At 71.9% G+C, this 21,895-nt stretch carries 23 protein-coding genes, 2 tRNA genes and 1 pseudogene; 20 read left to right on the forward strand and 6 right to left on the reverse strand.

The genetic code is table 11. From position 1 onward, the window contains the following. Positions 1 to 5 precede the first annotated feature (5 nt). The gene (locus tag ABD343_RS38400; RefSeq protein ID WP_344535238.1) at positions 6 to 512 is read right to left on the reverse strand and encodes a DsbA family protein; all 507 of its coding nucleotides are present in this window, start codon (positions 510 to 512) and stop codon (positions 6 to 8) included. Positions 513 to 616: 104 nt separating this feature from the next. Between ABD343_RS38400 and ABD343_RS38405 the strand changes: the two genes are divergently transcribed. After that, positions 617 to 1,126 (forward strand): hypothetical protein, encoded by a 510-nt coding sequence (locus ABD343_RS38405; protein WP_344535240.1) that lies wholly within the window; start codon positions 617 to 619, stop codon positions 1,124 to 1,126. Between the two features lie 123 nt (positions 1,127 to 1,249). Continuing rightward, a complete protein-coding gene (locus tag ABD343_RS38410) occupies positions 1,250 to 1,483 on the forward strand; it encodes a hypothetical protein (RefSeq protein WP_344535473.1) in 234 nt (77 codons plus the stop codon). A 58-nt stretch (positions 1,484 to 1,541) separates the two neighbouring features. Here the strand turns inward: ABD343_RS38410 and ABD343_RS38415 are convergent, their stop codons facing one another. After that, complete coding sequence (locus tag ABD343_RS38415; RefSeq protein WP_344535242.1) at positions 1,542 to 2,117, reverse strand: CGNR zinc finger domain-containing protein; 576 nt, start codon at positions 2,115 to 2,117, stop codon at positions 1,542 to 1,544. 225 nt (positions 2,118 to 2,342) lie between these two features. Then, positions 2,343 to 2,756 (reverse strand): SsgA family sporulation/cell division regulator, encoded by a 414-nt coding sequence (locus ABD343_RS38420; protein ID WP_026005227.1) that lies wholly within the window; start codon positions 2,754 to 2,756, stop codon positions 2,343 to 2,345. Positions 2,757 to 2,946: 190 nt separating this feature from the next. On the opposite strand from ABD343_RS38420, the pseudogene ABD343_RS38425 reads away from it, so the two are divergent. The 4 genes and pseudogenes from ABD343_RS38425 to ABD343_RS38440 all read left to right on the forward strand — a co-directional run. Beyond that, a pseudogene (locus ABD343_RS38425) lies at positions 2,947 to 3,237 on the forward strand (TIGR02611 family protein); the annotation flags it as partial. A gap of 84 nt (positions 3,238 to 3,321) precedes the next feature. Next, positions 3,322 to 3,393 (forward strand) — tRNA-Val (locus ABD343_RS38430). Between the two features lie 76 nt (positions 3,394 to 3,469). Beyond that, entirely contained in the window at positions 3,470 to 3,928 is a 459-nt protein-coding gene (locus ABD343_RS38435; RefSeq protein ID WP_344535246.1) for an SRPBCC family protein, read from the forward strand. Positions 3,929 to 3,958: 30 nt separating this feature from the next. Then, a tRNA-Val gene (locus ABD343_RS38440) sits at positions 3,959 to 4,030 on the forward strand. Positions 4,031 to 4,089: 59 nt separating this feature from the next. On the opposite strand, the gene ABD343_RS38445 is transcribed toward ABD343_RS38440, so the two are convergent. Beyond that, complete coding sequence (locus ABD343_RS38445; RefSeq protein ID WP_344535248.1) at positions 4,090 to 4,776, reverse strand: 3'-5' exonuclease family protein; 687 nt, start codon at positions 4,774 to 4,776, stop codon at positions 4,090 to 4,092. 151 nt (positions 4,777 to 4,927) lie between these two features. On the opposite strand from ABD343_RS38445, the gene ABD343_RS38450 reads away from it, so the two are divergent. The 3 genes from ABD343_RS38450 (at position 4,928) to ABD343_RS38460 (ending at position 8,560) form a co-directional block, all read left to right on the forward strand. Beyond that, the gene (locus ABD343_RS38450) at positions 4,928 to 5,851 is read left to right on the forward strand and encodes a hypothetical protein (RefSeq protein ID WP_344535250.1); all 924 of its coding nucleotides are present in this window, start codon (positions 4,928 to 4,930) and stop codon (positions 5,849 to 5,851) included. A 99-nt stretch (positions 5,852 to 5,950) separates the two neighbouring features. After that, entirely contained in the window at positions 5,951 to 7,933 is a 1,983-nt protein-coding gene (thrS, locus tag ABD343_RS38455; RefSeq protein ID WP_344535252.1) for a threonine--tRNA ligase, read from the forward strand. Positions 7,934 to 8,020: 87 nt separating this feature from the next. Then, entirely contained in the window at positions 8,021 to 8,560 is a 540-nt protein-coding gene (locus tag ABD343_RS38460; protein WP_344535254.1) for an HIT family protein, read from the forward strand. A gap of 10 nt (positions 8,561 to 8,570) precedes the next feature. Here ABD343_RS38460 and ABD343_RS38465 read toward each other — a convergent pair whose 3' ends face one another. Continuing rightward, complete coding sequence (locus ABD343_RS38465; RefSeq protein ID WP_344535256.1) at positions 8,571 to 10,250, reverse strand: hypothetical protein; 1,680 nt, start codon at positions 10,248 to 10,250, stop codon at positions 8,571 to 8,573. 133 nt (positions 10,251 to 10,383) lie between these two features. Then, positions 10,384 to 12,585 carry an elongation factor G-like protein EF-G2 gene (locus ABD343_RS38470; RefSeq protein WP_344535258.1) on the reverse strand — a complete coding sequence of 734 codons (2,202 nt, stop codon included), beginning with the start codon at positions 12,583 to 12,585 and terminating at the stop codon, positions 10,384 to 10,386. 245 nt (positions 12,586 to 12,830) lie between these two features. Here ABD343_RS38470 and pgsA point away from each other — a divergent pair, with 245 nt between their 5' ends. From pgsA to yajC, 11 genes are all read left to right on the forward strand, one after another. Next, positions 12,831 to 13,544 carry a phosphatidylinositol phosphate synthase gene (gene pgsA / locus ABD343_RS38475; RefSeq protein ID WP_344535260.1) on the forward strand — a complete coding sequence of 238 codons (714 nt, stop codon included), beginning with the start codon at positions 12,831 to 12,833 and terminating at the stop codon, positions 13,542 to 13,544. Continuing rightward, positions 13,541 to 14,452 (forward strand): phosphatidylinositol mannoside acyltransferase, encoded by a 912-nt coding sequence (locus ABD343_RS38480; RefSeq protein ID WP_344535262.1) that lies wholly within the window; start codon positions 13,541 to 13,543, stop codon positions 14,450 to 14,452. Before pgsA ends, ABD343_RS38480 begins: the two co-directional genes overlap by 4 nt. After that, entirely contained in the window at positions 14,449 to 15,621 is a 1,173-nt protein-coding gene (locus ABD343_RS38485; protein ID WP_344535264.1) for a glycosyltransferase family 4 protein, read from the forward strand. The genes ABD343_RS38480 and ABD343_RS38485 overlap by 4 nt, the downstream gene beginning before the upstream one ends. A gap of 51 nt (positions 15,622 to 15,672) precedes the next feature. Further along, positions 15,673 to 16,221, forward strand: a complete 549-nt coding sequence (locus tag ABD343_RS38490; protein WP_344535266.1) for a hypothetical protein — start codon at positions 15,673 to 15,675, stop codon at positions 16,219 to 16,221. 232 nt (positions 16,222 to 16,453) lie between these two features. Beyond that, positions 16,454 to 17,302 carry a pyridoxal 5'-phosphate synthase lyase subunit PdxS gene (gene pdxS / locus ABD343_RS38495; RefSeq protein ID WP_425578373.1) on the forward strand — a complete coding sequence of 283 codons (849 nt, stop codon included), beginning with the start codon at positions 16,454 to 16,456 and terminating at the stop codon, positions 17,300 to 17,302. A 3-nt stretch (positions 17,303 to 17,305) separates the two neighbouring features. Continuing rightward, positions 17,306 to 17,911 (forward strand): pyridoxal 5'-phosphate synthase glutaminase subunit PdxT, encoded by a 606-nt coding sequence (gene pdxT, locus ABD343_RS38500; protein ID WP_344535270.1) that lies wholly within the window; start codon positions 17,306 to 17,308, stop codon positions 17,909 to 17,911. A gap of 58 nt (positions 17,912 to 17,969) precedes the next feature. Further along, positions 17,970 to 18,722 carry a YebC/PmpR family DNA-binding transcriptional regulator gene (locus ABD343_RS38505; protein ID WP_344535272.1) on the forward strand — a complete coding sequence of 251 codons (753 nt, stop codon included), beginning with the start codon at positions 17,970 to 17,972 and terminating at the stop codon, positions 18,720 to 18,722. Positions 18,723 to 18,847: 125 nt separating this feature from the next. Next, the gene (gene ruvC / locus ABD343_RS38510; RefSeq protein ID WP_344535274.1) at positions 18,848 to 19,423 is read left to right on the forward strand and encodes a crossover junction endodeoxyribonuclease RuvC; all 576 of its coding nucleotides are present in this window, start codon (positions 18,848 to 18,850) and stop codon (positions 19,421 to 19,423) included. Next, positions 19,420 to 20,040: a Holliday junction branch migration protein RuvA gene (gene ruvA, locus ABD343_RS38515; protein WP_344535276.1), complete on the forward strand. Its 621-nt coding sequence runs from the start codon at positions 19,420 to 19,422 to the stop codon at positions 20,038 to 20,040. The genes ruvC and ruvA overlap by 4 nt, the downstream gene beginning before the upstream one ends. A gap of 7 nt (positions 20,041 to 20,047) precedes the next feature. Beyond that, positions 20,048 to 21,136: a Holliday junction branch migration DNA helicase RuvB gene (gene ruvB, locus ABD343_RS38520; RefSeq protein WP_344535278.1), complete on the forward strand. Its 1,089-nt coding sequence runs from the start codon at positions 20,048 to 20,050 to the stop codon at positions 21,134 to 21,136. A gap of 164 nt (positions 21,137 to 21,300) precedes the next feature. Further along, the gene (gene yajC / locus ABD343_RS38525) at positions 21,301 to 21,798 is read left to right on the forward strand and encodes a preprotein translocase subunit YajC (RefSeq protein ID WP_344535280.1); all 498 of its coding nucleotides are present in this window, start codon (positions 21,301 to 21,303) and stop codon (positions 21,796 to 21,798) included. Positions 21,799 to 21,895: the final 97 nt, after the last annotated feature.

A 21,895-nucleotide genomic window follows, 5' to 3' on the forward strand; every position in this document is an offset into this window, starting at 1 on the left:
GGGGTTCAGCGCCCGAGCAGCCGGTCAGCGATCTCCTCGATGCGCTCGCGCAGACCCTCCTGGCTCTTGCCGCCGTCGAGCCGCTGCCCGTCGATCCCGTACGTCGGGGTGCCCGTCACCCCGATCGCCTTGCCCTCTGCCTGGTCGGCGTCGACGGCCAGCAGATGACGCCCGTCGATCAGCGCCGTCTCGAACTCCCCGGCGTCCAGCCCCAGCTCGTTCGCGACCTCCAGCAGCAGCTCCTCGCCGCGCGCGCCCAGCTCCTCCGTCCGCGCCAGTACGGCCGCCACGTACGCGTCGCCCTGGCCCTGCGCGTACGCCTCCTCGGCCGCCTGCGCCGCCGCGTACGCGTGCTTGTGCTTCTCCAGCGGGAAGTGCCGCAGCCGCACCTCCAGCGCGTCGCCGTACCGCTCGCGCAGCGCGCGGACGTCGTCCTGCGCCCGGTGGCAGTCGGGGCACTGGAGCTCGCACCACAGGTCGAGCACCACGGGGGAGGAGGAAGTCTCGTTCATGAGGGCAGTCTCTCAGCCCTGGGGAGGGCCCCCGACCCCGAGATCTCCCTGAACCGGGCGTCCGGGCATGGCACGGAACCCCCCGGGCGGTGCACGATGGAGACATGCTCACCACGACCGTCTGCGCCGCACTCTCCGCGGCCGGCCTGGCCGTCGCGTTCCTGACGGCCTGGCGGCGCCGCTTCGTGGCGGCGACGCGCATCGCCGCCTTCGCCCTGGTCCCCGTCGGGCTGGCGATGTCCGGTCTGGTCGGACTCGGCGGCAAGGTCGGCAAGGCGTTCGGCACCTGGGCCGCCGACCTGGTGATGAAGCCCAGCGTCTGGGCGGGCTTCGGCGTCCTCGCCGTGGCCGTCGTGCTCTACGTGATCGCGCGCTTCGCCGGGGGCCGCGCCGCCGCCTCCGGCGGCTCCAGCCGTAAGGAGCGCAAGGCCGCGCGCGCCGCCTCCCGGCCCGAGGCGACCGCGCCGGGCGCGAGCGCCCCGTCCCTCGGCCCCGCCGCGTCCTCCGCGCCCGCGCCCGCGACGAAGGCCAAGTCGAAGTCCCCCGCCACCAAGAGCGGCGACAGCGAGGACTTCAGCGACATCGAGGCGATCCTGAAGAAGCACGGCATCTGACGCGCGGGGGTCACGGGCCCCAGCACGCCGGGGTCCATTACGTGCCGGTTTCCGCGAACTCCACGCGAAAAGACGCGTGTTACCGGGCGAAGGTGCCTCACGCTGCGACATGATCGCCGCGAGATGGACATGACGCCGAACCCCGCGATCGAGCTCGCCGAACCTCCGAGCTCTCCGAGCACCGGGTGCCTCCAGGCACCGCACGCACCCGACGCCGCCCCTCCCTCGGCGCCTCCGGCGCTCACCGAGCCCAAGGGGTGTCTCTACGCCCTGTCCCAACCGCCGCTGATGCTCTTCCTCGCGGTGATCGCGATCCTGCTCGCCCTCACGGGCGCGCACGACCTCCTGCTGCTCTGACCCGTCGGCCCCGCCCGGAACGCCCGGAACGCCCGGAACGCCCGGCCCGCCCGGGCCGTCAGCTCCGGACGGCCTCGGCCTCGGCGGACTCCCGCTGCCGTGCCCGGTACGCGGCGACGTGCAGCCGGTTCCCGCACGTACGGCTGTCGCAGTAGCGCCGGGAGCGATTCCTCGACAGATCGACAAAGGCACGTCGGCAGTCCGGCGCGCAGCAGCGCCGCAGCCGGTCGCGCTCGCCGGAGACGATGATGAACGCGAGTGCCATGCCGCCGTCGGCCGCGAGGTGCTGGGCGACGGAGGCGCCGGGCGCGAAGTAGTGGACGTGCCAGTCGTAGCCGTCGTGGTCGGTGAGCTGCGGCGTCGTACCGGCCTCGGCGACGAGCGCGTTCACCAGCCCGGCCGCGGTGCGGGTCTCCTCGGCCGCGAACACCTGGGCGAAGCGCTCCCGCACGGCCCGTACGGCCGCGAGGTCGGCCTCCCCCAGGGAGCCGACGTCGCTCACGTCGTTGCGCTCGACGTACGCCCGCAGGTCGTCGACGGAGACCAGGGAGTCGGGGGTCTCGCCGTCGGCGGCCGTGTTGAGGAGGTCGACCACGTCGTCGAGTGCGCACCGGGTGTCGTGATTGATCTGCACGGGTCGCTCCTGCCGTGTGGGGAGGATCAGCGGTCAGCGGTTCTCTCCGATGCGGAAAGAGCCTAGTCGCTCCCGTGCGCAGCGACGCCGCCGCCGCGTACGTGTGGTGCTCGTACGCGGCGGCGGCGTCGCCGTGTGCCGGTGACGTGGTGCTGCCTAGGGCACAGGGCTGCCGGGCCCCACGGCCGTCGCCCCGAGTCGGACGACCGCGGTGACCTGGCGGTCTCAGCTCTCGGCGAGGATGTGCGAGAGCTCCGTGTCGAGGTCGAAGTGACGGTGCTCGGTGCCCGGCGGCACGGCGGCGTCGGTCCGCTTGAGGAAGGATTCCAGCGCCCGCGCGGGGGCTTCGAGCAGTGCTTCGCCCTCCGGGGAGCTCAGGGCGATGCAGGCGACGGACTGTCCATGGCTCCGGGAGGGCCACACCCGGACGTCTCCGGTGCCCGTGGGCCGGTGGAGACCTTCGGCCAGGAGATCGCGGGCGAAGACCCACTCCACGGTCTCCTCGGCACCGGTGTGGAAGGTGGCGTGCACGGCATAGGGATCGGCCGTGTCGTACCGCAGGCCCGCGGGTACAGGCAGTGAGGACTCGCTCGAAACAACGAGGCGCAGGTGCAGCTCACAGCTCACCGTTGTGTTCATAAGCGCCAGGGCCTTTCGCTCAGTGTGCGCTCGGGGATTCGCACGTCGGCGAAATCGACATGCCACCTACGGGCCGGTTGTAAACCCCTCTGCCCGATTTGTACGGAATCAGGCCCTCCGTATGGCCTAGGGGTGATTTACCCACTCGGCCATTACGGTGAACCAACAGACGGTCCGGTACCTTGTCCCCATGAGTGCGGAGAGTGACGAGAGGCCGTTCGGCTCGCGGGCCCCCGCCTTCGTGCAGGCGTCGCGTCCGCTCCACCTGAGCTGGCGGGCGGGGATCTTCCTCGTCGGCCTCGCCGTCGTCGTGGCCGGCGTCATCATGCTGCCGCTGCCCGGCCCCGGGTGGCTGGTGATCTTCGCGGGCATGGCGGTGTGGGGCACCGAGTTCGTCTGGGCCCAGCATGTGCTCCGCTGGACGAAGCGGAAGGTCCGCGAGGGCACGGAGTGGATGAAGGAGCGCAGGCGCCTGCGCAAGGAGCGGAAGGCCGGGCGCCGAGGGGCACGGAGCACCCTCTGACATGCGGTAATGTTGTGCCCGCCGAACGGCCCGAGGGCCGACGGGCGATTAGCTCAGCGGGAGAGCGCTTCGTTCACACCGAAGAGGTCACTGGTTCGAACCCAGTATCGCCCACGATGGCGAGGGTGAAGTGTGTCTGCGGAAAGAGCAGACTGCTTCACCCTCGTTGTTTTCGCGCGGAGGTGGCTCCATGAGCTGGAACCGTTATCGCTTCCGGAGTGTCTGGGAGCTGCCCGAGGCGCCGGAGCGGGTGTACGCGGTGCTGGAGCGGGCCGAGGAGTATCCGGAGTGGTGGCCGCAGGTGCGGTCCGTGGCCCGGGTCGACGAGAGTTCCGGTACCGCCCGGTTCCGTTCCCTCTTGCCGTACGAGCTGGAGATCGGCGCGCGGATGACGCGGCGGGACCCCGAGGCGCGGGTGCTGGAGATCCGGATGAGCGGGGACCTGGAGGGCTTCGCGCGCTGGACCGTACGGGCGCGGGGGAGCGGGACGTCGGCGCTGTACGAGCAGGAGGTCGTCGTGCGGAAACCGCTGATGAGACTGCTCGCACTGCCAGGGCGGCCCTTCTTCCTCATCAACCACGCGCTGATGATGCGCGGCGGGCGGCGCGGGCTGCTGCTCCGGCTGAGAAGCGGTTTGGATGAACCGTGAGCCGCACTGTATGGTTCTGCTCGTGCCGACGGGCGATTAGCTCAGTGGGAGAGCGCTTCGTTCACACCGAAGAGGTCACTGGTTCGAACCCAGTATCGCCCACCCGTAAGCACAGAGCCGTTCCGTCAACCGACGGGACGGCTCTTCGCGTTGGGGCCGGATCAGGCGACGGCCGGTGGGGATTCCGGGCGGAGGGGCCAGGCCGGATCGACCTGGCGGTCCGTGCGGCGGGAGGCGAACCACGGAGCCGTGCCGCGTACTTGGGCGGCGTACCAGACGGCCTGGAGCGTGTGCAGCTCCGCGGCCGAGAGGCACGACAGGCGCGGCGCGTAGCGCCGGCCCAGCGCGCGGACGACCGCCAGGGCCGCCCGCGCAGCGGACTCCGCGTCGCCGTCGGGCGGCGGGGGCGGCACGCCGTAGTGCGCGCACAGATCGGGCAGGGCCCGGCGGCCTCCGCGCGCACGGTCCAGGTGCTTGTCCAGCACCAGAGGGTCCAGGACGCACAGCGAGGTGCGGCCGAGATGGTCCGCGAGGCGGGTGCCGCGCAGCCGCCGTAACTCGCGGTCCAGGAGCGTCAGGTCGTACGGCGCGTTCATCACCACCAGCGGCGTGCCCGCCACCTCCTGGGCCGCCAGCGCGCGGGCCTGCTCCTCCACCGACCAGGCCGGGACCGGTGCGGACTCCACCTGCCAGCGGCGTGCCGCCTCGGGGGTGCCGGGGGCGAGCTGGGTGACCAGCGCGGCGGCGGTCGCGCGGTCGTTCTCCGCGTCGGAGGGGAGGCGGGAGAGCGGGGTGCGCGTCGCGCGCAGGGCGAACGCGGCGAGCGGCGCCTCGTACCAGAACGTCATGGGCATCGCTCCCGCTCCCGCTCCCGTGGTGACGGCCGCTCTCTCCCGAGCAGGTGATACCGCAGCCCGTGCCCGGTCAACCACGGCAGTTTGCGCCCCTGTTCACCCGGTGAGGAGAGCGGAAGGGGGACGGCGCGGAGACGGAGTCCTGATGCGAGGCGGCGCCGGAGACGGCGATGAGATCCACTGGCGGCGCGAACTGCCGCAGAGCAACCGCGCCGCGTCCTGGCGCGCGCGGCAGAAGCTGGGCGGCACCGCCCGCGCGATGCTGCGCGCGGGCGCGCTGGCCGCCCGCGAGAGGGCGGGCTACTACGGGCTGCGCTTCGAACGGCACGCGGACGCGTACGCCGAGCGCGCGGCCTGGGACGACGGCAACGGCGAGGAGCAGGGCGGGCGGCGGCTGACCGCGCGCCTCCCCGTGGGGGACGAGACCGCACGTCGGCCTCTGGTCACGCTCGCCCGTGCCCTGCGGGCCACGGCCGACGCCGTACGGCACTACCGCGCGACCGGTGGCATGGAGGGTTTCGACGCGGCCGTACGGCGCGGGGTGTGCCAGGAACTCACGGAAGCCGTCCACCAGATGGTGCGCGGTACCGAGGGCGTGCGGATATGGGTGGCCTGGTCGGACGCCGCGGGGACGCCGGAGGGCTGTCCCGAGCGGCCCGTGGTCTTCACCCCCGGCGATCTCCCGGCCCTGGAACAGGCCGGGCAGCGATACGTACGGGAGGAGCCCTCCGTCCCCGTACGGGTGACGGGCACCGTCGTACGGCTGCGCCGCCCCGGCCCCGGCGGCCCCGGCTCCGTGCGGCTGCGGGTCCTCGCCGGGGCCGAGGTCGCGCAGATACGGGCCCGGCTCGACGAGGAGGCGTACCGCACCGCCGTCCACGCGCACCTCGCGGGGCTGCCGCTGCGGCTGTCGGGCGTACTGGAGAGCCGGGGCGGCTTCCGGCGGGTCTCCGGGGCGCACGGCGTCGCGCCCGTGGCCGTGCCCGAGGCGGAGCGTGAGCGGCTCCTGAAGGGCCTGCGGGACGGGCTCGACGGGTTCGGCCGGGGGATGGCCGGCCCGGGCCGCTGAGCGGCGGCGGACCGTTTCGCGGTCGGAGGGCCCGGCTCGGTACGATTCGACGCGCGCGGCGATCGTCCGCGCGGCCCAGACAAGAGTCAGGAGAGACCGGTGGCAGATGTCCGTGTGACCATCCAACGCGATTCCGAGCGGGAAGAGCGCGTGGTGACGACGGGCACGACGGCCGCCGCTCTCTTCGAGGGCGAGCGCTCCGTCGTCGCGGCCCGCGTCGGGGGCGAGCTGAGGGATCTGACCCACGAGCTGGCCGAGGGCGACGAGGTCGAGCCCGTCGAGATCACCAGCGACGACGGCCTCGCCATCCTCCGGCACTCGACCGCGCACGTGATGGCCCAGGCCGTGCAGGAGCTGTTCCCCGAGGCCAAGCTCGGCATCGGCCCGCCGATCAAGGACGGGTTCTACTACGACTTCGACGTCGCCGAGCCCTTCACCCCCGAGGACCTGAAGCGCATCGAGAAGAAGATGCAGCAGATCCAGAAGCAGGGCCAGCGCTTCTCCCGCCGCGTCACCACCGACGAGGACGCCCGCGAGGAGCTGGCCGCCGAGCCGTACAAGCTGGAGCTGATCGGCCTCAAGGGGAACGCGGCGGACGCGGCGGAGGGCGCCTCCGCCGAGGTCGGCGGCGGCGAGCTGACCATCTACGACAACCTCGACCCGAAGACCGGCGACCTGTGCTGGAAGGACCTCTGCCGGGGCCCGCACCTGCCCAGCACCCGCATGATCCCGGTCTTCAAGCTGATGCGCTCGGCCGCCGCGTACTGGCGGGGCAGCGAGAAGAACCCGCAGCTCCAGCGGATCTACGGCACCGCGTGGCCGTCCAAGGACGAGTTGAAGGCGTACCTGGAGTTCCTCGCCGAGGCCGAGAAGCGCGACCACCGCAAGCTCGGTGCCGAGCTGGACCTCTTCTCCTTCCCCGAGGAGGTCGGGCCCGGGCTCGCCGTCTTCCACCCCAAGGGCGGCGTCGTCCGCAAGGTCATGGAGGACTACTCCCGCCGCCGCCACGAGGACGGGGGCTACGAGTTCGTGAACACCCCGCACATCTCGAAGGAGAAGCTCTTCGAGACCTCGGGCCACCTCCCGAGCTACGGCGAGAACATGTTCCCGCCCCTGGAGTTCGACGAGCAGAACTACCGCCTCAAGGCGATGAACTGCCCGATGCACAACCTCATCTTCAAGGCGCGCGGCCGCTCGTACCGCGAACTGCCCCTGCGGCTCTTCGAGTTCGGGACGGTCTACCGCTACGAGAAGTCCGGCGTCGTGCACGGCCTGACCCGCTCCCGCGGCTTCACCCAGGACGACTCGCACATCTACTGCACCAAGGAGCAGATGCCGGACGAGCTGGACAACCTGCTCACCTTCGTCCTCGACCTGCTGCGCGACTACGGCCTGACGGACTTCGAGCTGGAGCTGTCCACCCGCGAGGCCGGCTCGGACAAGTTCATCGGCTCGGACGAGGTCTGGGAGGAGGCCACCGAGGCCCTGCGCCAGGCCGCCGAGAAGCAAGGGCTGCCGCTGGTCCCGGACCCGGGCGGCGCCGCGTTCTACGGGCCGAAGATCTCCGTGCAGGCCAAGGACGCGATCGGCCGCTCGTGGCAGATGTCCACGATCCAGGTCGACTTCAACCAGCCCGCGCGCTTCGGCCTGGAGTACACGGCGGCCGACGGCTCCCGGCAGCAGCCGGTGATGCTGCACCGCGCGCTGTTCGGCTCGATCGAGCGGTTCTTCGCGGTGCTGCTGGAGCACTACGCGGGCGCGTTCCCGGCGTGGCTGGCCCCGGTCCAGGCGGTCGGCATCCCGATCGGCGACGACCACGTGCCGTACCTGGAGGAGTTCGCGGGCGCGGCGAAGGCGGCCGGGCTGCGGATGGAGGTCGACTCGTCCTCGGACCGGATGCAGAAGAAGATCAGGAACGCGCAGAAGTCCAAGGTGCCGTTCATGATCATTGCCGGTGACGAGGACGTCGCCGCCGGTGCGGTCTCCTTCCGCTACCGGGACGGGACGCAGAAGAACGGCATTCCGCAGAGCGACGCCATCGCCGAGATCCGGGACGTCGTGGAGCGCCGTATCCAGGTGTGAGCGGCGCGCGCGTACGGCACAGGGGCGGTCCGGGAGCGGGCCGCCCCTCGTCGTGTCCCCCGTGCCGCGCCGCATAGGCTGGGCCGCATGACGAGTGAGCCGGAGCAGCAGATCGGAGTGGGGACGCCGGACGCGTTCCAGCGCCTGTGGACCCCGCACCGTATGGCGTACATCCAGGGGGAGAACAAGCCGAGCGGTCCCGGCTCCGAGGAGGGCTGCCCGTTCTGCTCGATCCCGGCGAAATCCGATGAGGACGGGCTGATCATCGCGCGGGGCGAGCAGGTCTACGCGGTGCTCAACCTCTACCCGTACAACGGCGGCCATCTCATGGCCGTGCCGTTCCGGCACGTCGCGGACTACACCGAGCTGACCGGGGCCGAGACGGCCGAGCTGGCGGAGTTCACCAAGCGGGCGATGAAGGTGCTGCGCAAGGTGTCCGGCGCCCACGGGTTCAACATCGGGATGAACCAGGGCACCGTCGCGGGTGCCGGTATCGCCGCCCATCTGCATCAGCACGTCGTGCCGCGCTGGGGCGGCGACACCAACTTCATGCCCGTCATCGGCCACACCAAGGTGCTGCCGCAGCTTCTGGCCGACACCCGGACGATGCTGGCCGAGGCCTGGTGACCCGCGGGGCCTACGCGTCGTAGACGTCCGCCTTCGCGGGGGTCGCGCCCTGGACCTGGCCGCTGAGGGCGAGGGAGCGGCTGCCGAACTGCGCGACGTCGCAGCCGTTCTCCTTCAGCACCCGGATCGCGGCCGAGTGGACCACGCGCAGCACCGGCGTCGCGGCGCGCAGCGCGTCGTCCGCCATGAACCGGTGCCGCCAGGGCTTGTCCGCCCACGCGTGGCGCAGCCCGAAGGGCTCGGGCAGGGTGAGCTTGCCGCCCAGGAAGTCCAGCACCGGCGGGAACCAGGTGAAGGGGGCGCGGGCGGTGAGCCGGACGACCTCCTTGGCCTCGACGAGCGGCAGACTGACCGACTTGGTCTCCCAGAACTTCACACTCTTGGACACGGTCTTGGTCTTGGCCTTGGGGCCGCTGGTGAAGAGCGGGTGGACGGGCCCGAGCGCGTGCCCGGTGACCTCGATGCGCAGCGTGTGGTGCAGGACGGTCACGGTGATGAGCAGGGTGATGACCAACTGGCCGTCCCAGAGGACGAACTGCACGCCCAGGTAGTGCCGGTTGCCCGCGCCGAACTGCTGCTCGTTGCAGATGCGCTCTATCTCGAACTGCTTGATGCGGTATCCCTCGACCTCCTGGCCGTCGGGGCGCTTGACCTCCTTGGCGCCCTCGCCGACAGGAGAAACGATCCAGTGCCTTATCGACATGGAGTGCGCGGGGAAGCCGCCCGTGTGCAGGGGGCCGCGCTCCAGCATGCGGAGCTGGTCGTGGATGGCGCGGACGACGTCCCAGCTACGGAACGGATAGATCTCGTCGTCGCCCTTGGCCGGGACCAGCTCCTCGGCGAGCTGCCAGCTTCCCCAGCGGGTGCCCATGCCCAGTATCCCCTTGGGTCCCGCGTAGTAGACCAGGTTGCTCGCCTGCTCGGCGGCGACCTTGGCCAGGCCGAGCCGGATGCGCTCGGCGCCCGCGTCGCCCGGGTCCTGGGGGACGGCCTCGGGGATCTTGGCGCCGACCCCGGCGCCGCCGAGCATGCCGGACCAGCGGCCGCGCAGGTCCTTCGCGTACTTCTCGCAGATCTGCTTGGCCCACAGCCAGCCGATGACGGGTGCCACGAGCATCGCCCGCAGATAGACCGCCCAGAAGCCGCCGAAGGGCAGCTTGATCGCGAAGAGCACGATCAGGCCGCCGAAGGCGACCAGCGCGACCGTGCCGAAGGCCCCGGCGCGCTTGTCCTTGGCGCCCGCGAGCGTACGGCGGAGCTGGAAGGCGCCGAGCCACAGCAGCACGCCGGGCAGGAAGAGCAGCCCGAAGACGACCATCACCACGGTCAGCCGCGAGTCGCGCTGCTTGCGCACGCGGGTGGCGGCGAGGCAGTGCTCGACGACGGCCTGCGGCTCGATGCCGAACGACTGGATCAGCGGCTTGCGGGCGCCGCCCAGGAGCCGCACCTGGATGGCGCGGGAGAACGCCTCGCCCAGGTTCGGCTCGAAGAGCGAGAGTCTGGGCTTCTTGACGCTCGCCTCCGGGTTGGCGTCCAGCAGCTTCGTCACCTCGTCGTCGCGGTACGCGGCGGAGGCGAGGGCCTGGGTGGCCGCCGTCTGCCCTCCCGCGCCGGAGAGCGGGATCTGCGCGCCGGGGGTGAAATCGGATGCCGCTTCCGTGTTGCTGCTGAGATCGTCGAATCCGGCCACTGGGCCCCCACTTCAGGCTGTGCTCACGCGTGCACGTGTGTGCTGCCGACCACGGACCGCTTCCCAACTGCCGTGGTCGGCACACATCTTGTCCCAGCGTAATGGCGCCCGGCGGGCCCCGTCTCCAGGGTATTCAGCGGTCTCCGTTCTTCTCGGCCTCCAGGATCCTGGTCGCCTGCTGCTGCGGCATCGGTTCGTGCCGGGCGTAGGCGCGGGAGAAGCGGCCGGTGCCGTGGGACATGGACCGCAGGTCGACCGCGTACCGGCTGATCTCGATCTCGGGGATCTGGGCCCGTACGAGCGTGCTGCCGTCCGAGACCTGTTCCGTGCCGAGCACCCGGCCGCGGCGCCCTGACAGGTCGCTCATCACGGCCCCGACGTACTCGTCGGCGACGACGACCTCCAGCTCGGCGACCGGTTCCAGCAGGTGGATCCTGGCCTGGGAGGCGCACTCGCGCAGGGCCAGCGCGCCGGCTGTCTGGAACGCGGCGTCGGAGGAGTCGACGGAGTGCGCCTTGCCGTCGTGCAGCGTCACCCGTACGTCCACCAGCGGGTAGCCGGCGGCGACGCCCTTCACGGCCTGGGCGCGGACGCCTTTCTCGACGGACGGGATGAACTGGCGGGGCACGGCGCCGCCCACGACCTTGTCGACGAACTCGATGCCGGATCCGCCGGGGAGCGGCTCGACCGTGATCTCGCAGATCGCGTACTGCCCGTGGCCGCCGGACTGCTTGACGTGCCGGCCGCGCCCGGAGGCGGCGGAGGCGAAGGTCTCGCGCAGCGACACCTTGTGCGGCACGGAGTCGACCTGCACGCCGTAGCGGGTGCGCAGCCGCTCCAGGGCCACGTCCATATGGGCCTCGCCCAGGCACCAGAGCACGAGCTGATGGGTGTCCTGGTTCTGTTCGAGGCGCATGGTCGGGTCCTCGGCGACGAGCCGGGACAGGCCCTGCGAGAGCTTGTCCTCGTCCGCCTTGCTGTGCGCCTGGATGGCGACGGGCAGCAGCGGGTCCGGCATCACCCACGGCTCCATGAGCAGCGGGTCGTCCTTGGCGGAGAGGGTGTCGCCGGTCTCGGCGCGGCCCAGCTTGGCCACGCAGGCGAGGTCGCCCGCGATGGCGCGGTCCAGGGCGCGCTGCTGCTTGCCGAACGGCGCGGACAGGGCGCCCACGCGCTCGTCCACGTCGTGGTCCTCGTGGCCCCTGCTCTCCAGCCCGTGCCCGGAGACGTGCACGGTCTCGTCGGGCCGGAGGGTGCCGGAGAAGACCCGGACGAGGGAGATACGGCCGACGTACGGGTCGGAGGAGGTCTTGACCACCTCGGCGGCGAGCGGGCCCGCCGGGTCGCAGGTCAGCGCGGGGCGCGGCTTTCCCTGGGGGGTCGTGACCGGGGGGACGTCGCGTTCCTCGGGGGTCGGGAAGCCGCCGGTGATCAGCTCCAGCAGCTCGACCGTGCCGAGGCCCTGCTTGCCGCCCTCGGGGGCGGGCGCGGCGGCCAGCACCGGGTGGAAGACGCCGCGCGCGACGGCCTTCTCCAGGTCCTGGATGAGGGTCTTGACGTCGCACTCCTCGCCGCCGAGGTAGCGCTCCATCAGGGTCTCGTCCTCGCTCTCCGCGATGATGCCCTCGATGAGGCGGTTCCTGGCCTCCTCGATGAGCGGCAGGTGCTCGGGGCCGGGGTCGCGCTCGGCGCGCGCGCCCGAGGAGTAGTCGAAGAGGCGCTGGGAGAGGAGCCCGATGAGGCCCGCGACCGGCGCGTTCCCGTCGGCGGCCGGTTCGCCGTGGAGGGGGAGGTAGAGCGGGATGACCGCGTCCTGGTCGTCCCCGCCGAAGACGCGCTGGCAGGTGGTGACCATGTCGCCGAAGTCCGCGCGGGCCGCGTCGAGGTGCGTGACGACGATCGCCCGGGGCATGCCCACGGCGGCGCACTCCTCCCAGACGAGGCGGGTCGCGCCGTCCACGCCGTCGGCGGCGGAGACGATGAAGAGGGCCGCGTCGGCCGCGCGCAGTCCGGCGCGCAGCTCCCCGACGAAGTCGGCGTAGCCGGGGGTGTCGAGGATGTTGATCTTGATGCCGTTCCATTCGATCGGCACGAGGGAGAGCTGTACGGAGCGTTGCTGGCGGTGCTCGATCTCGTCGTAGTCGGACAGCGAGCCGCCGTCCTCGACCTTGCCCGCCCGGTTCACCGCACCGGAGGTGAGGGCGAGCGATTCGACCAGGGTCGTCTTTCCGGCTCCGCTGTGGCCGACCAGCACCACGTTCCGTATCGACGCGGGGCGGTCGGCCGCCACTGCCCTGCCGGCGGCTCCGGGGTGTGCGTTCGCTTTGTCGCCCATGGGTCCCGCCTTCCGGTTGACACCTGGTGGACCGCGCTGCGTGGCGCGCTGTTGGGACGAGGGTCGCGAAGACCGCGGTTCATTCGAGCTTTCCACCGCTGTCCGGAGCCGTCCATACATCACACAGCGGCCATCGCACAGCGGCCACAGCGATCCGTTCGCGGCGCCGCGGGAGGGCGTGGCTACGATGGGCCAGCCGGTGGCCGCATCGCCACCCGGCTCGCTCACGACCTTCCGGGACGGCCATGCTGAACAAGTACGCGCGTGCTTTCTTCACGCGTGTCCTCACTCCCTTCGCCGCACTGCTGCTGCGCCTGGGGGTGAGCCCGGACGCGGTCACGCTGGTCGGTACCGGCGGCGTGATGGCCGGAGCGCTGGTCTTCTATCCCCAGGGTGAATTCTTCTGGGGGACGGTCGTCATCACCCTGTTCGTCTTCTCCGACCTGGTCGACGGCAACATGGCGCGGCAGCTCGGCCGTTCGAGCCGCTGGGGCGCGTTCCTGGACTCGACGCTGGACCGGGTCGCGGACGCGGCCGTCTTCGGCGGCATCGCGCTCTGGTACGCGGGCCGCGGCGACGACCTCGTGCTGTGCGCCGTCACGCTCTTCTGCCTGGCCAGCGGCCAGGTCGTCTCGTACACGAAGGCCCGCGGCGAGAGCATCGGCCTGCCCGTGAACGTCAACGGGCTGGTGGAGCGCGCGGAGCGGCTGGTGATCACGCTGGTGCTCGCCGGGCTCTCCGGCTTCGAGCGGACCTTCGGCGTGCCGCACATCGGGCTGCTGCTGCCGCTCGCGCTGTGGGTGGTCGCCGTGGGCAGCGCGGTGACGCTGGGCCAGCGCGTGGTGACCGTGCGGCGCGAGGCCGCCGAGGCGGACGCGGAGGCGGCGGCGGAGCCCGCGGCGGAGCCCGCGCCGGACGCCGGGGAGGAAGCCTCCAAGGCCGAGGGGAGGACCGCTTGAGCCCGGCCAGGGAGCGCCTCACCGACTCGCTCTACCAGCTCGGCTGGGCCGGCGTGAAGAAGCTGCCCGCGCCCGCCGCCGCGCGGCTGGGGCGCCGCATCGCGGACGTCGCCTGGAAGCGGCGCGGCAAGGGCGTCAGCCGCCTGGAGGCGAACCTGGCGCGCGTGGTGCCCGACGCCTCCGAGGCGTACCTGCGGCGGCTCTCGCGGGCCGGGATGCGCTCGTACATGCGCTACTGGATGGAGTCCTTCCGGCTGCCCGCCTACAGCAGGCGGCAGCTCCTGGACTCCGTCGAGATCGAGAACATGGACCAGCTCAGGGCCGGGCTCGCCTCCGACCGGGGCGTGCTGCTCGCGCTGCCGCACATGGGCAACTGGGACCTCGCGGGCGCGTGGGTCGTCACCGAGACGGAGACGCCGTTCACGACCGTCGTGGAGCGGCTGAAGCCCGAGTCGCTCTACGACCGCTTCGTGGCCTACCGCGAGGGCCTGGGCATGGAGGTGCTGCCGCACGCGGGCGGCTCCGCGTTCGGCACGCTGGCCCGGAGGCTGCGCTCCGGGGGCTTCGTCTGCCTGGTCGCCGACCGCGATCTGTCCTCGTCCGGGCTCGACGTGAAGTTCTTCGGCGAGACCGCGCGGATGCCCGCGGGGCCCGCGATGCTGGCCCAGCAGACAGGGGCGCTGCTCATGCCGGTCACGCTGTGGTACGACGGGTCGCCCGTCATGAAGGGGCGGGTGCACGAGCCGGTCGAGGTGCCCGCGCACGGCACCCGCAGGGAGAAGTCCGCGGCCATGACGCAGACCATGGCGGACGTCTTCGCCGCGGGCATCGCCGAGCATCCGGAGGACTGGCACATGCTCCAGCGGTTCTGGCTGTCCGACCTGGAGCCTCGGGAGGGGACCGGATGAGGATCGGCATCGTCTGCCCGTACTCGTGGGACGTGCCGGGCGGCGTCCAGTTCCATGTCCGCGATCTGGCCGAGCACCTGATCCGGCTCGGGCACGAGGTCTCCGTCCTCGCCCCGTCGGACGACGAGACCCCTCTTCCGCCGTACGTCGTCTCGGCCGGACGTGCCGTTCCCGTGCCGTACAACGGCTCGGTCGCGCGGCTCAACTTCGGCTTCCTGTCGGCCGCGCGCGTACGCCGCTGGGTGCACGAGGGCGACTTCCACGTGCTGCACATCCACGAGCCCGCGACGCCGTCCCTCGCGCTGCTGGCGTGCTGGAGCGCGCAGGGGCCGATCGTCGCGACGTTCCACACGTCCAACCCGCGCTCGCGGATCATGATCGCGGCCTATCCGATCCTCCAGCCCGCGCTGGAGAAGATCAGCGCCCGTATCGCGGTCAGCGAGTACGCCCGCCGCACGTTCGTCGAGCACCTGGGCGGCGACGCGGTCGTCATCCCCAACGGCGTGGACGTCGGCTTCTTCGCGGACGCCGAGCCCAAGCCGGAGTGGCAGGGCGGGCCCGAGGGCCGCACGATCGGCTTCATCGGCCGGATCGACGAGCCCCGCAAGGGCCTGCCCGTCCTGATGAGGGCGCTGCCCGGGATCCTGGAGAAGGCGCCCGGGACGCGGCTGCTGGTCGCGGGCCGGGGTGACGAGGAGGAGGCGGTCGCCTCGCTGCCCGAGGGCATGCGGGAGAGCGTCGAGTTCCTCGGCATGGTCAGCGACGAGGACAAGGCGCGGCTGCTGCGCAGCGTGGACCTGTACGTGGCGCCCAACACGGGCGGCGAGAGCTTCGGCATCATCCTCGTCGAGGCGATGTCGGCGGGCGCGCCGGTCCTCGCCTCCGACCTGGACGCCTTCGAGCAGGTGCTGGACGGGGGAGCGGCGGGCGAGCTGTTCACCAACGAGAGCGCCGACGCGCTGGCGGCCTCCGCCGTGCGCCTCCTCGCCGACCCCGAGCGCCGCGCCGAGCTGCGCGCGCTGGGCACGCGCCATGTGCGCCGCTTCGACTGGTCCACGGTCGGCGCGGACATCCTCGCCGTCTACGAGACGGTGACCGACGGCGCCGCCTCCGTCGCGCCGGACGAACGTACGGGGCTGCGGGCCCGGCTCGGCCTGGCCCGCGACTGACGGGCCTCCGACCGGGCGGCCCGTGACCGACGACGAGACCCGAGAGCCACGATGCCCACCGTCACCACACTGATCTGGATCGCCGCCGTCCTGCTGGTGATCGGCGTCTATCTGAGCTGGACCGCGGGCCGCCTGGACCGGCTGCACGCGCGGATCGACGCCGCGAAGGCGGCCCTCGACGCGCAGCTCCTGCGCCGGGCCTCCATCGCGCAGGAGCTGGCGACGGCGGGCGTACTGGACCCCGCCGCGTCGATCGTGCTCTACCAGGCGGCGCACGACGCCCGGCAGGCCGAGGAGGACCAGCGGGAGGTCGCCGAGAGCGAGCTGAGCCAGGCGCTGCGGGCGGTCTTCGCGGACAGCGCGCAGGTCGAGGCCGTACGCGCGGCGCCCGGGGGCGACGAGACGGCGCGCGAGCTGGGCGCGGCGGTGCGGCGTGTGCCGATGGCCCGGCGGTTCCACAACGACTCGGTGCGCGCGGCGCGGGCGCTGCGGCGGCACCGCACGGTGCGCTGGTTCCGGCTCGCGGGGCACGCGCCCTCGCCGCAGGCGTTCGAGATGGACGACGAGCCGCCGCCGGTGCTCGCGGACCGGGGCCAGTAGCGGCGGGGCGGGGCCGCCGGTGGTGCCCCAAGGAGCCACAGCACATCGATTGGCCCTTTTCCCGGCCTCGCCCCATCGGCGACGGTGACGGTGACGGACCCGGAGGGTCCCGTCCCCTTCACCCTGTCGAGATCCCGTCGAGCGAGGTCAAACCGTGTCTTCTCCGTCCACCGCCACAGGCACCGCCGCTGCTCCGACCCCCGAGACCGGCACCGCGCGCGTCAAGCGCGGCATGGCCGAGCAGCTCAAGGGCGGCGTGATCATGGACGTCGTCACGCCGGAGGAGGCGAAGATCGCCGAGGACGCGGGCGCCGTCGCCGTCATGGCCCTGGAGCGCGTCCCCGCCGACATCCGCAAGGACGGCGGCGTGGCCCGGATGTCCGACCCGGACATGATCGACGGCATCATCGAGGCCGTCTCGATCCCGGTCATGGCCAAGTCCCGTATCGGCCACGTCGTCGAGGCGCAGATCCTCCAGGCGCTCGGCGTCGACTACATCGACGAGTCCGAGGTCCTCACCCCCGCCGACGAGGTCAACCACAGCGACAAGTTCGCCTTCACGACCCCGTTCGTGTGCGGCGCGACCAACCTGGGCGAGGCCCTGCGCCGGATCGCCGAGGGCGCCGCGATGATCCGTTCCAAGGGCGAGGCCGGCACGGGCAACGTGGTCGAGGCCGTCCGCCACATGCGCCAGATCAAGAACGAGATCGGCAAGCTGACCGTCCTCGACAACAACGAGCTGTACGCCGCGGCCAAGGAGCTGCGCGCCCCGTACGAGCTGGTCAAGGAGGTCGCCGAGGCCGGCAAGCTCCCCGTGGTCCTCTTCTCCGCGGGCGGCGTCGCGACCCCGGCCGACGCGGCGCTGATGCGCCAGCTCGGCGCCGAGGGCGTCTTCGTCGGCTCCGGCATCTTCAAGTCCGGCGACCCGGCCAAGCGCGCGGCGGCGATCGTGAAGGCCACCACCTTCTACGACGACCCGAAGGTCATCGCCGACGTCTCGCGCGGCCTCGGCGAGGCCATGGTCGGCATCAACTGCGACACGCTCCCCGAGGGCGAGCGCTACGCGAACAGGGGCTGGTGACGGGTGACCCCGCGCACCACCGCCGCGCCCGCCGTCGGCGTCCTCGCCCTCCAGGGCGACACCCGGGAGCACCTCGCGGCCCTGGAGGCCGCGGGGGCCCGGGCCGTCTCCGTACGCCGCGCCGAGGAGCTGGAGGCGGTCGACGGCCTCGTCATCCCCGGCGGGGAGTCCACCACGATCTCCAAGCTCGCGGTCGCGTTCGGCCTGATGGAGCCGCTGCGCGAGCGGATACGGGCGGGCATGCCCGCCTACGGCTCGTGCGCCGGAATGATCATGCTGGCCGACAAGATCCTGGACCCGCGCTCCGGCCAGGAGACGATCGGCGGCATCGACATGATCGTCCGCCGTAACGCCTTCGGGCGGCAGAACGAGTCCTTCGAGGCATCCCTCATCATGGAGGGTGTGGACGGCGGCCCCGTCGAGGGCGTCTTCATCCGCGCCCCCTGGGTGGAGTCCACCGGCGCGGAGACGACGACACTGGCCTCGTACGACGGGCATGCCGTCGCCGTGCGGCAGGGGAACCTGCTCGCGACGTCCTTCCACCCGGAGCTCACGGGCGACCACCGGGTGCACGGACTGTTCACGGAGATGGTGCGGTCAGCACGCTGAGTCGCTGACTGTAGGATCTCCGCGTTGATTCTGTTGGTGACTTTGAAGGAGCGAGGCTGTGTCCGGCCACTCTAAGTGGGCTACCACCAAGCACAAGAAGGCCGTGATCGATGCCAAGCGCGGCAAGCTCTTCGCGAAGCTGATCAAGAACATCGAGGTCGCGGCACGTACGGGCGGCGCCGACCCGGACGGCAACCCGACGCTGTACGACGCCATCCAGAAGGCGAAGAAGCAGTCGGTCCCCAACAAGAACATCGACAGCGCGGTCAAGCGCGGCGCCGGTCTTGAGGCCGGTGGCGCGGACTACGAGACGATCATGTACGAGGGCTACGGGCCCAACGGTGTCGCGGTGCTCATCGAGTGCCTGACCGACAACCGCAACCGCGCCGCGTCCGACGTGCGCGTGGGCATGACCCGCAACGGCGGCTCGATGGCCGACCCGGGCTCCGTCTCGTACCTCTTCAACCGCAAGGGCGTCGTCATCGTCCCGAAGAGCGGCCTGAGCGAGGACGACGTCCTCGGTGCCGTGCTCGACGCGGGCGCCGAGGAGGTCAACGACCTGGGCGAGTCCTTCGAGGTCGTCAGCGAGGCCACCGACCTCGTCGCGGTCCGCACCGCGCTCGTGGACGCCGGGATCGACTACGACTCGGCGGACTCCAGCTTCCTGCCGACCGTCCAGGTCGAGCTGGACGAGGAGGGCGCGCGGAAGATCTTCAAGCTGATCGACGCGCTGGAGGACAGCGACGACGTCCAGAACGTCTACGCGAACTTCGACGTCTCCGACGAGGTCATGGCGAAGGTCGACGCCTGAGGCGGGTGCCTCGCGCGGATCGGGGCGACGGCCCGGCGGACACGCGTTCCGCCGGGCCGTCGCATTGTCGGTGCCGCCCGATAACCTGCGGGAACAGGTGAAGCGGCAGGGGAGGGAGAACGGCGTTGCGCGTGCTGGGGATCGACCCGGGGCTGACCCGTTGCGGGGTCGGCGTGGTCGACGGCGTCGCGGGGCGCCCGCTCACGATGATCGGCGTGGGCGTCGTGCGCACACCGGCGGAGGCCGAGACCCACGACCGGCTGGTTCTCATCGAGCGCGGCGTCGAGGAGTGGCTGGACGCCCACCGCCCCGAGGCCGTCGCCGTCGAGCGGGTCTTCAGCCAGCACAACGTACGGACGGTGATGGGCACGGCCCAGGCCAGCGCCGTCGCGATGCTCTGCGCCGCGCGCCGCGGCCTGCCCGTCGCGCTGCACACCCCCAGCGAGGTCAAGGCCGCCGTGACCGGCACGGGACGCGCGGAGAAGGCGCAGGTCGGGGCCATGGTCACCCGGCTCCTCCGGCTGGACGCGCCCCCGAAGCCGGCCGACGCGGCCGACGCCCTCGCGCTCGCCATCTGCCACATCTGGCGGGCCCCCGCTCAGAACCGTCTCCAGCAGGCCCACCGGGCCCAGCAGGCCCGGACGGGCCGGCAGGCCCCGCAAGCGACGGCCGCGCAGCGGCTGAAAGGTACGCGTCGATGATCGCCTTCGTCTCGGGCCCCGTGGCGGCCCTCGCCCCCGACAGCGCCGTGATCGAGGTGGGCGGGGTCGGGATGGCCGTGCAGTGCACGCCCGGCACCCTCGCCGAGCTGCGCGTCGGACAGCCCGCCAAGCTCGCCACCTCCCTGGTCGTCCGCGAGGACTCGCTGACGCTCTACGGCTTCGCGGACGACGACGAGCGGCAGACCTTCGAACTGCTCCAGACCGCCAGCGGCGTCGGCCCGCGCCTCGCCCAGGCCATGCTCGCCGTGCACAGCCCCGACGCGCTGCGGTACGCGGTCTCCAGCGGCGACGAGAAGGCCCTCACCGCCGTCCCCGGCATCGGCAAGAAGGGCGCGCAGAAGCTGCTGCTGGAACTGAAGGACCGGCTGGGCGAGCCCCTGGGCACCGGCGCGCACGCCCGCGCGCAGGGCATCGGCACCCCGGCGGCCGCCGGCTGGCGCGAGCAACTCCACGCGGCGCTCGTCGGGTTGGGGTACGCCACCCGGGAGGCCGACGAGGCCGTCTCGGCGGTCGCGCCGCAGGCCGAGGAGATGGCCGACCCGCAGGTCGGCGCTCTGCTCAAGGCCGCGCTCCAGACGCTGAACAGGACCAGGTGAGGCGGGAATGAGCGAGACACCCCCGGGCGGCGCGCCCGCCAACTGGGACGAGCGCCTCGTCGCCGCCGACGCCGACAGCGAGGACCAGGCCGTCGAGGCCGCGCTGCGCCCCAAGGAACTGGGCGAGTTCATCGGCCAGCCCAAGGTCCGCGAGCAGCTCGACCTCGTGCTGCGGGCCGCCCGCGCGCGCGGCGGCACCGCCGACCACGTGCTGCTCTCGGGCGCGCCCGGCCTCGGCAAGACCACGCTCTCGATGATCATCGCGGCCGAGATGGGCGCCCCCATCCGCATCACCAGCGGCCCCGCCATCCAGCACGCGGGCGACCTCGCGGCGATCCTCTCCTCCCTCCAGGAGGGCGAGGTCCTCTTCCTCGACGAGATCCACCGGATGTCGCGCCCCGCCGAGGAGATGCTCTACATGGCGATGGAGGACTTCCGCGTCGACGTCATCGTCGGCAAGGGCCCGGGCGCCACCGCGATCCCGCTCGAACTGCCCCCGTTCACCCTGGTCGGCGCCACCACCCGCGCCGGTCTGCTGCCGCCCCCGCTGCGCGACCGCTTCGGCTTCACCGCGCACATGGAGTTCTACGAGCCGGCGGAGCTGGAGCAGGTCGTCCACCGCTCCGCGGGCCTGCTCGACGTGCGTACGGACGCGGAGGGTGCCGTCGAGATCGCCGGGCGCTCGCGCGGGACGCCCCGTATCGCCAACCGGCTGCTGCGCCGCGTGCGGGACTACGCCCAGGTCAAGGCCGACGGCGTGATCACCCGCGAGATCGCGCACCGCGCCCTGGAGGTGTACGAGGTGGACGAGCGCGGCCTCGACCGGCTCGACCGCGCCGTCCTCGGCTCGCTGCTCAAGCTCTTCGGCGGCGGCCCCGTCGGCCTCTCGACCCTGGCCGTCGCGGTGGGGGAGGAGCGTGAGACCGTCGAGGAGGTCGCCGAGCCCTTCCTCGTACGGGAGGGCCTGCTCGCGCGCACCCCGCGTGGCCGGATCGCGACCCCCGCCGCATGGGCACACCTGGGACTGACCCCACCCCAGCAGAATCCGCCGTCACCCCCGGGCGGATCGGGGCAACAGGGACTGTTCGGAGCGTGACGGCGCGGAGACTCGCCGGGCCAGGAACCCGAGTGCCATGCTTGACGTTGTTCCATCGGCGAGCCCTGACTTAGACTCCGCCGACGCCGCCCCTTGAGGGCGGCATGCCCACCCCGAATACCCAGGCCGCTGAGACGCGGCCGTGCTAAGGAATATCTTCCGCCGTGGACCCTATTGCTCTGCTCCCGTTCATCGTTCTCATCGGGGCCATGTTCCTGATGACGCGTTCTGCCAAGAAGAAGCAGCGCCAGGCTGCCGAGATGCGTGACTCGATGCAGCCCGGCACCGGCGTCCGGACGATCGGGGGCATGTATGCCGTCGTCAAGGAGATCCGCGACGACGCGGTTCTCCTCGAACTCGAACCGGGCGTGCACGCGCTCTTCGCCAAGAACGCCATCGGCGCCGTCCTCCCGGACGACGAGTTCGACCGGATCGTCAACGCGGGGGAGAGCGAGTCCCTCGACGTCGATGTGCCCGACGACGCCTCCGCGCTGACCCGCGACGAGGACGACACGCCCGCCGACGAGAAGATCGAACTCGGCAAGAAGGACGCCGACGACGACTCCGAGGGTGAAGCGGACGCCGCCGAGGACGCCAAGACCGCGAAGGCCGACACGGACTCCAGCGACACCAAGCGCGACGGAGACTCCGGCTCCAAGTAAGGTCGGCGCCGCCGGACCGAGACCGGGTCCGGCGGCGGAGGACGTCCGCACACCACTTTGCGCGCCGCGCGGTCGCCCGGCCGAACGAACTCCGGGG

This window comes from Streptomyces albiaxialis (assembly GCF_039530985.1).
Taxonomy (GTDB): domain Bacteria; phylum Actinomycetota; class Actinomycetes; order Streptomycetales; family Streptomycetaceae; genus Streptomyces; species Streptomyces albiaxialis.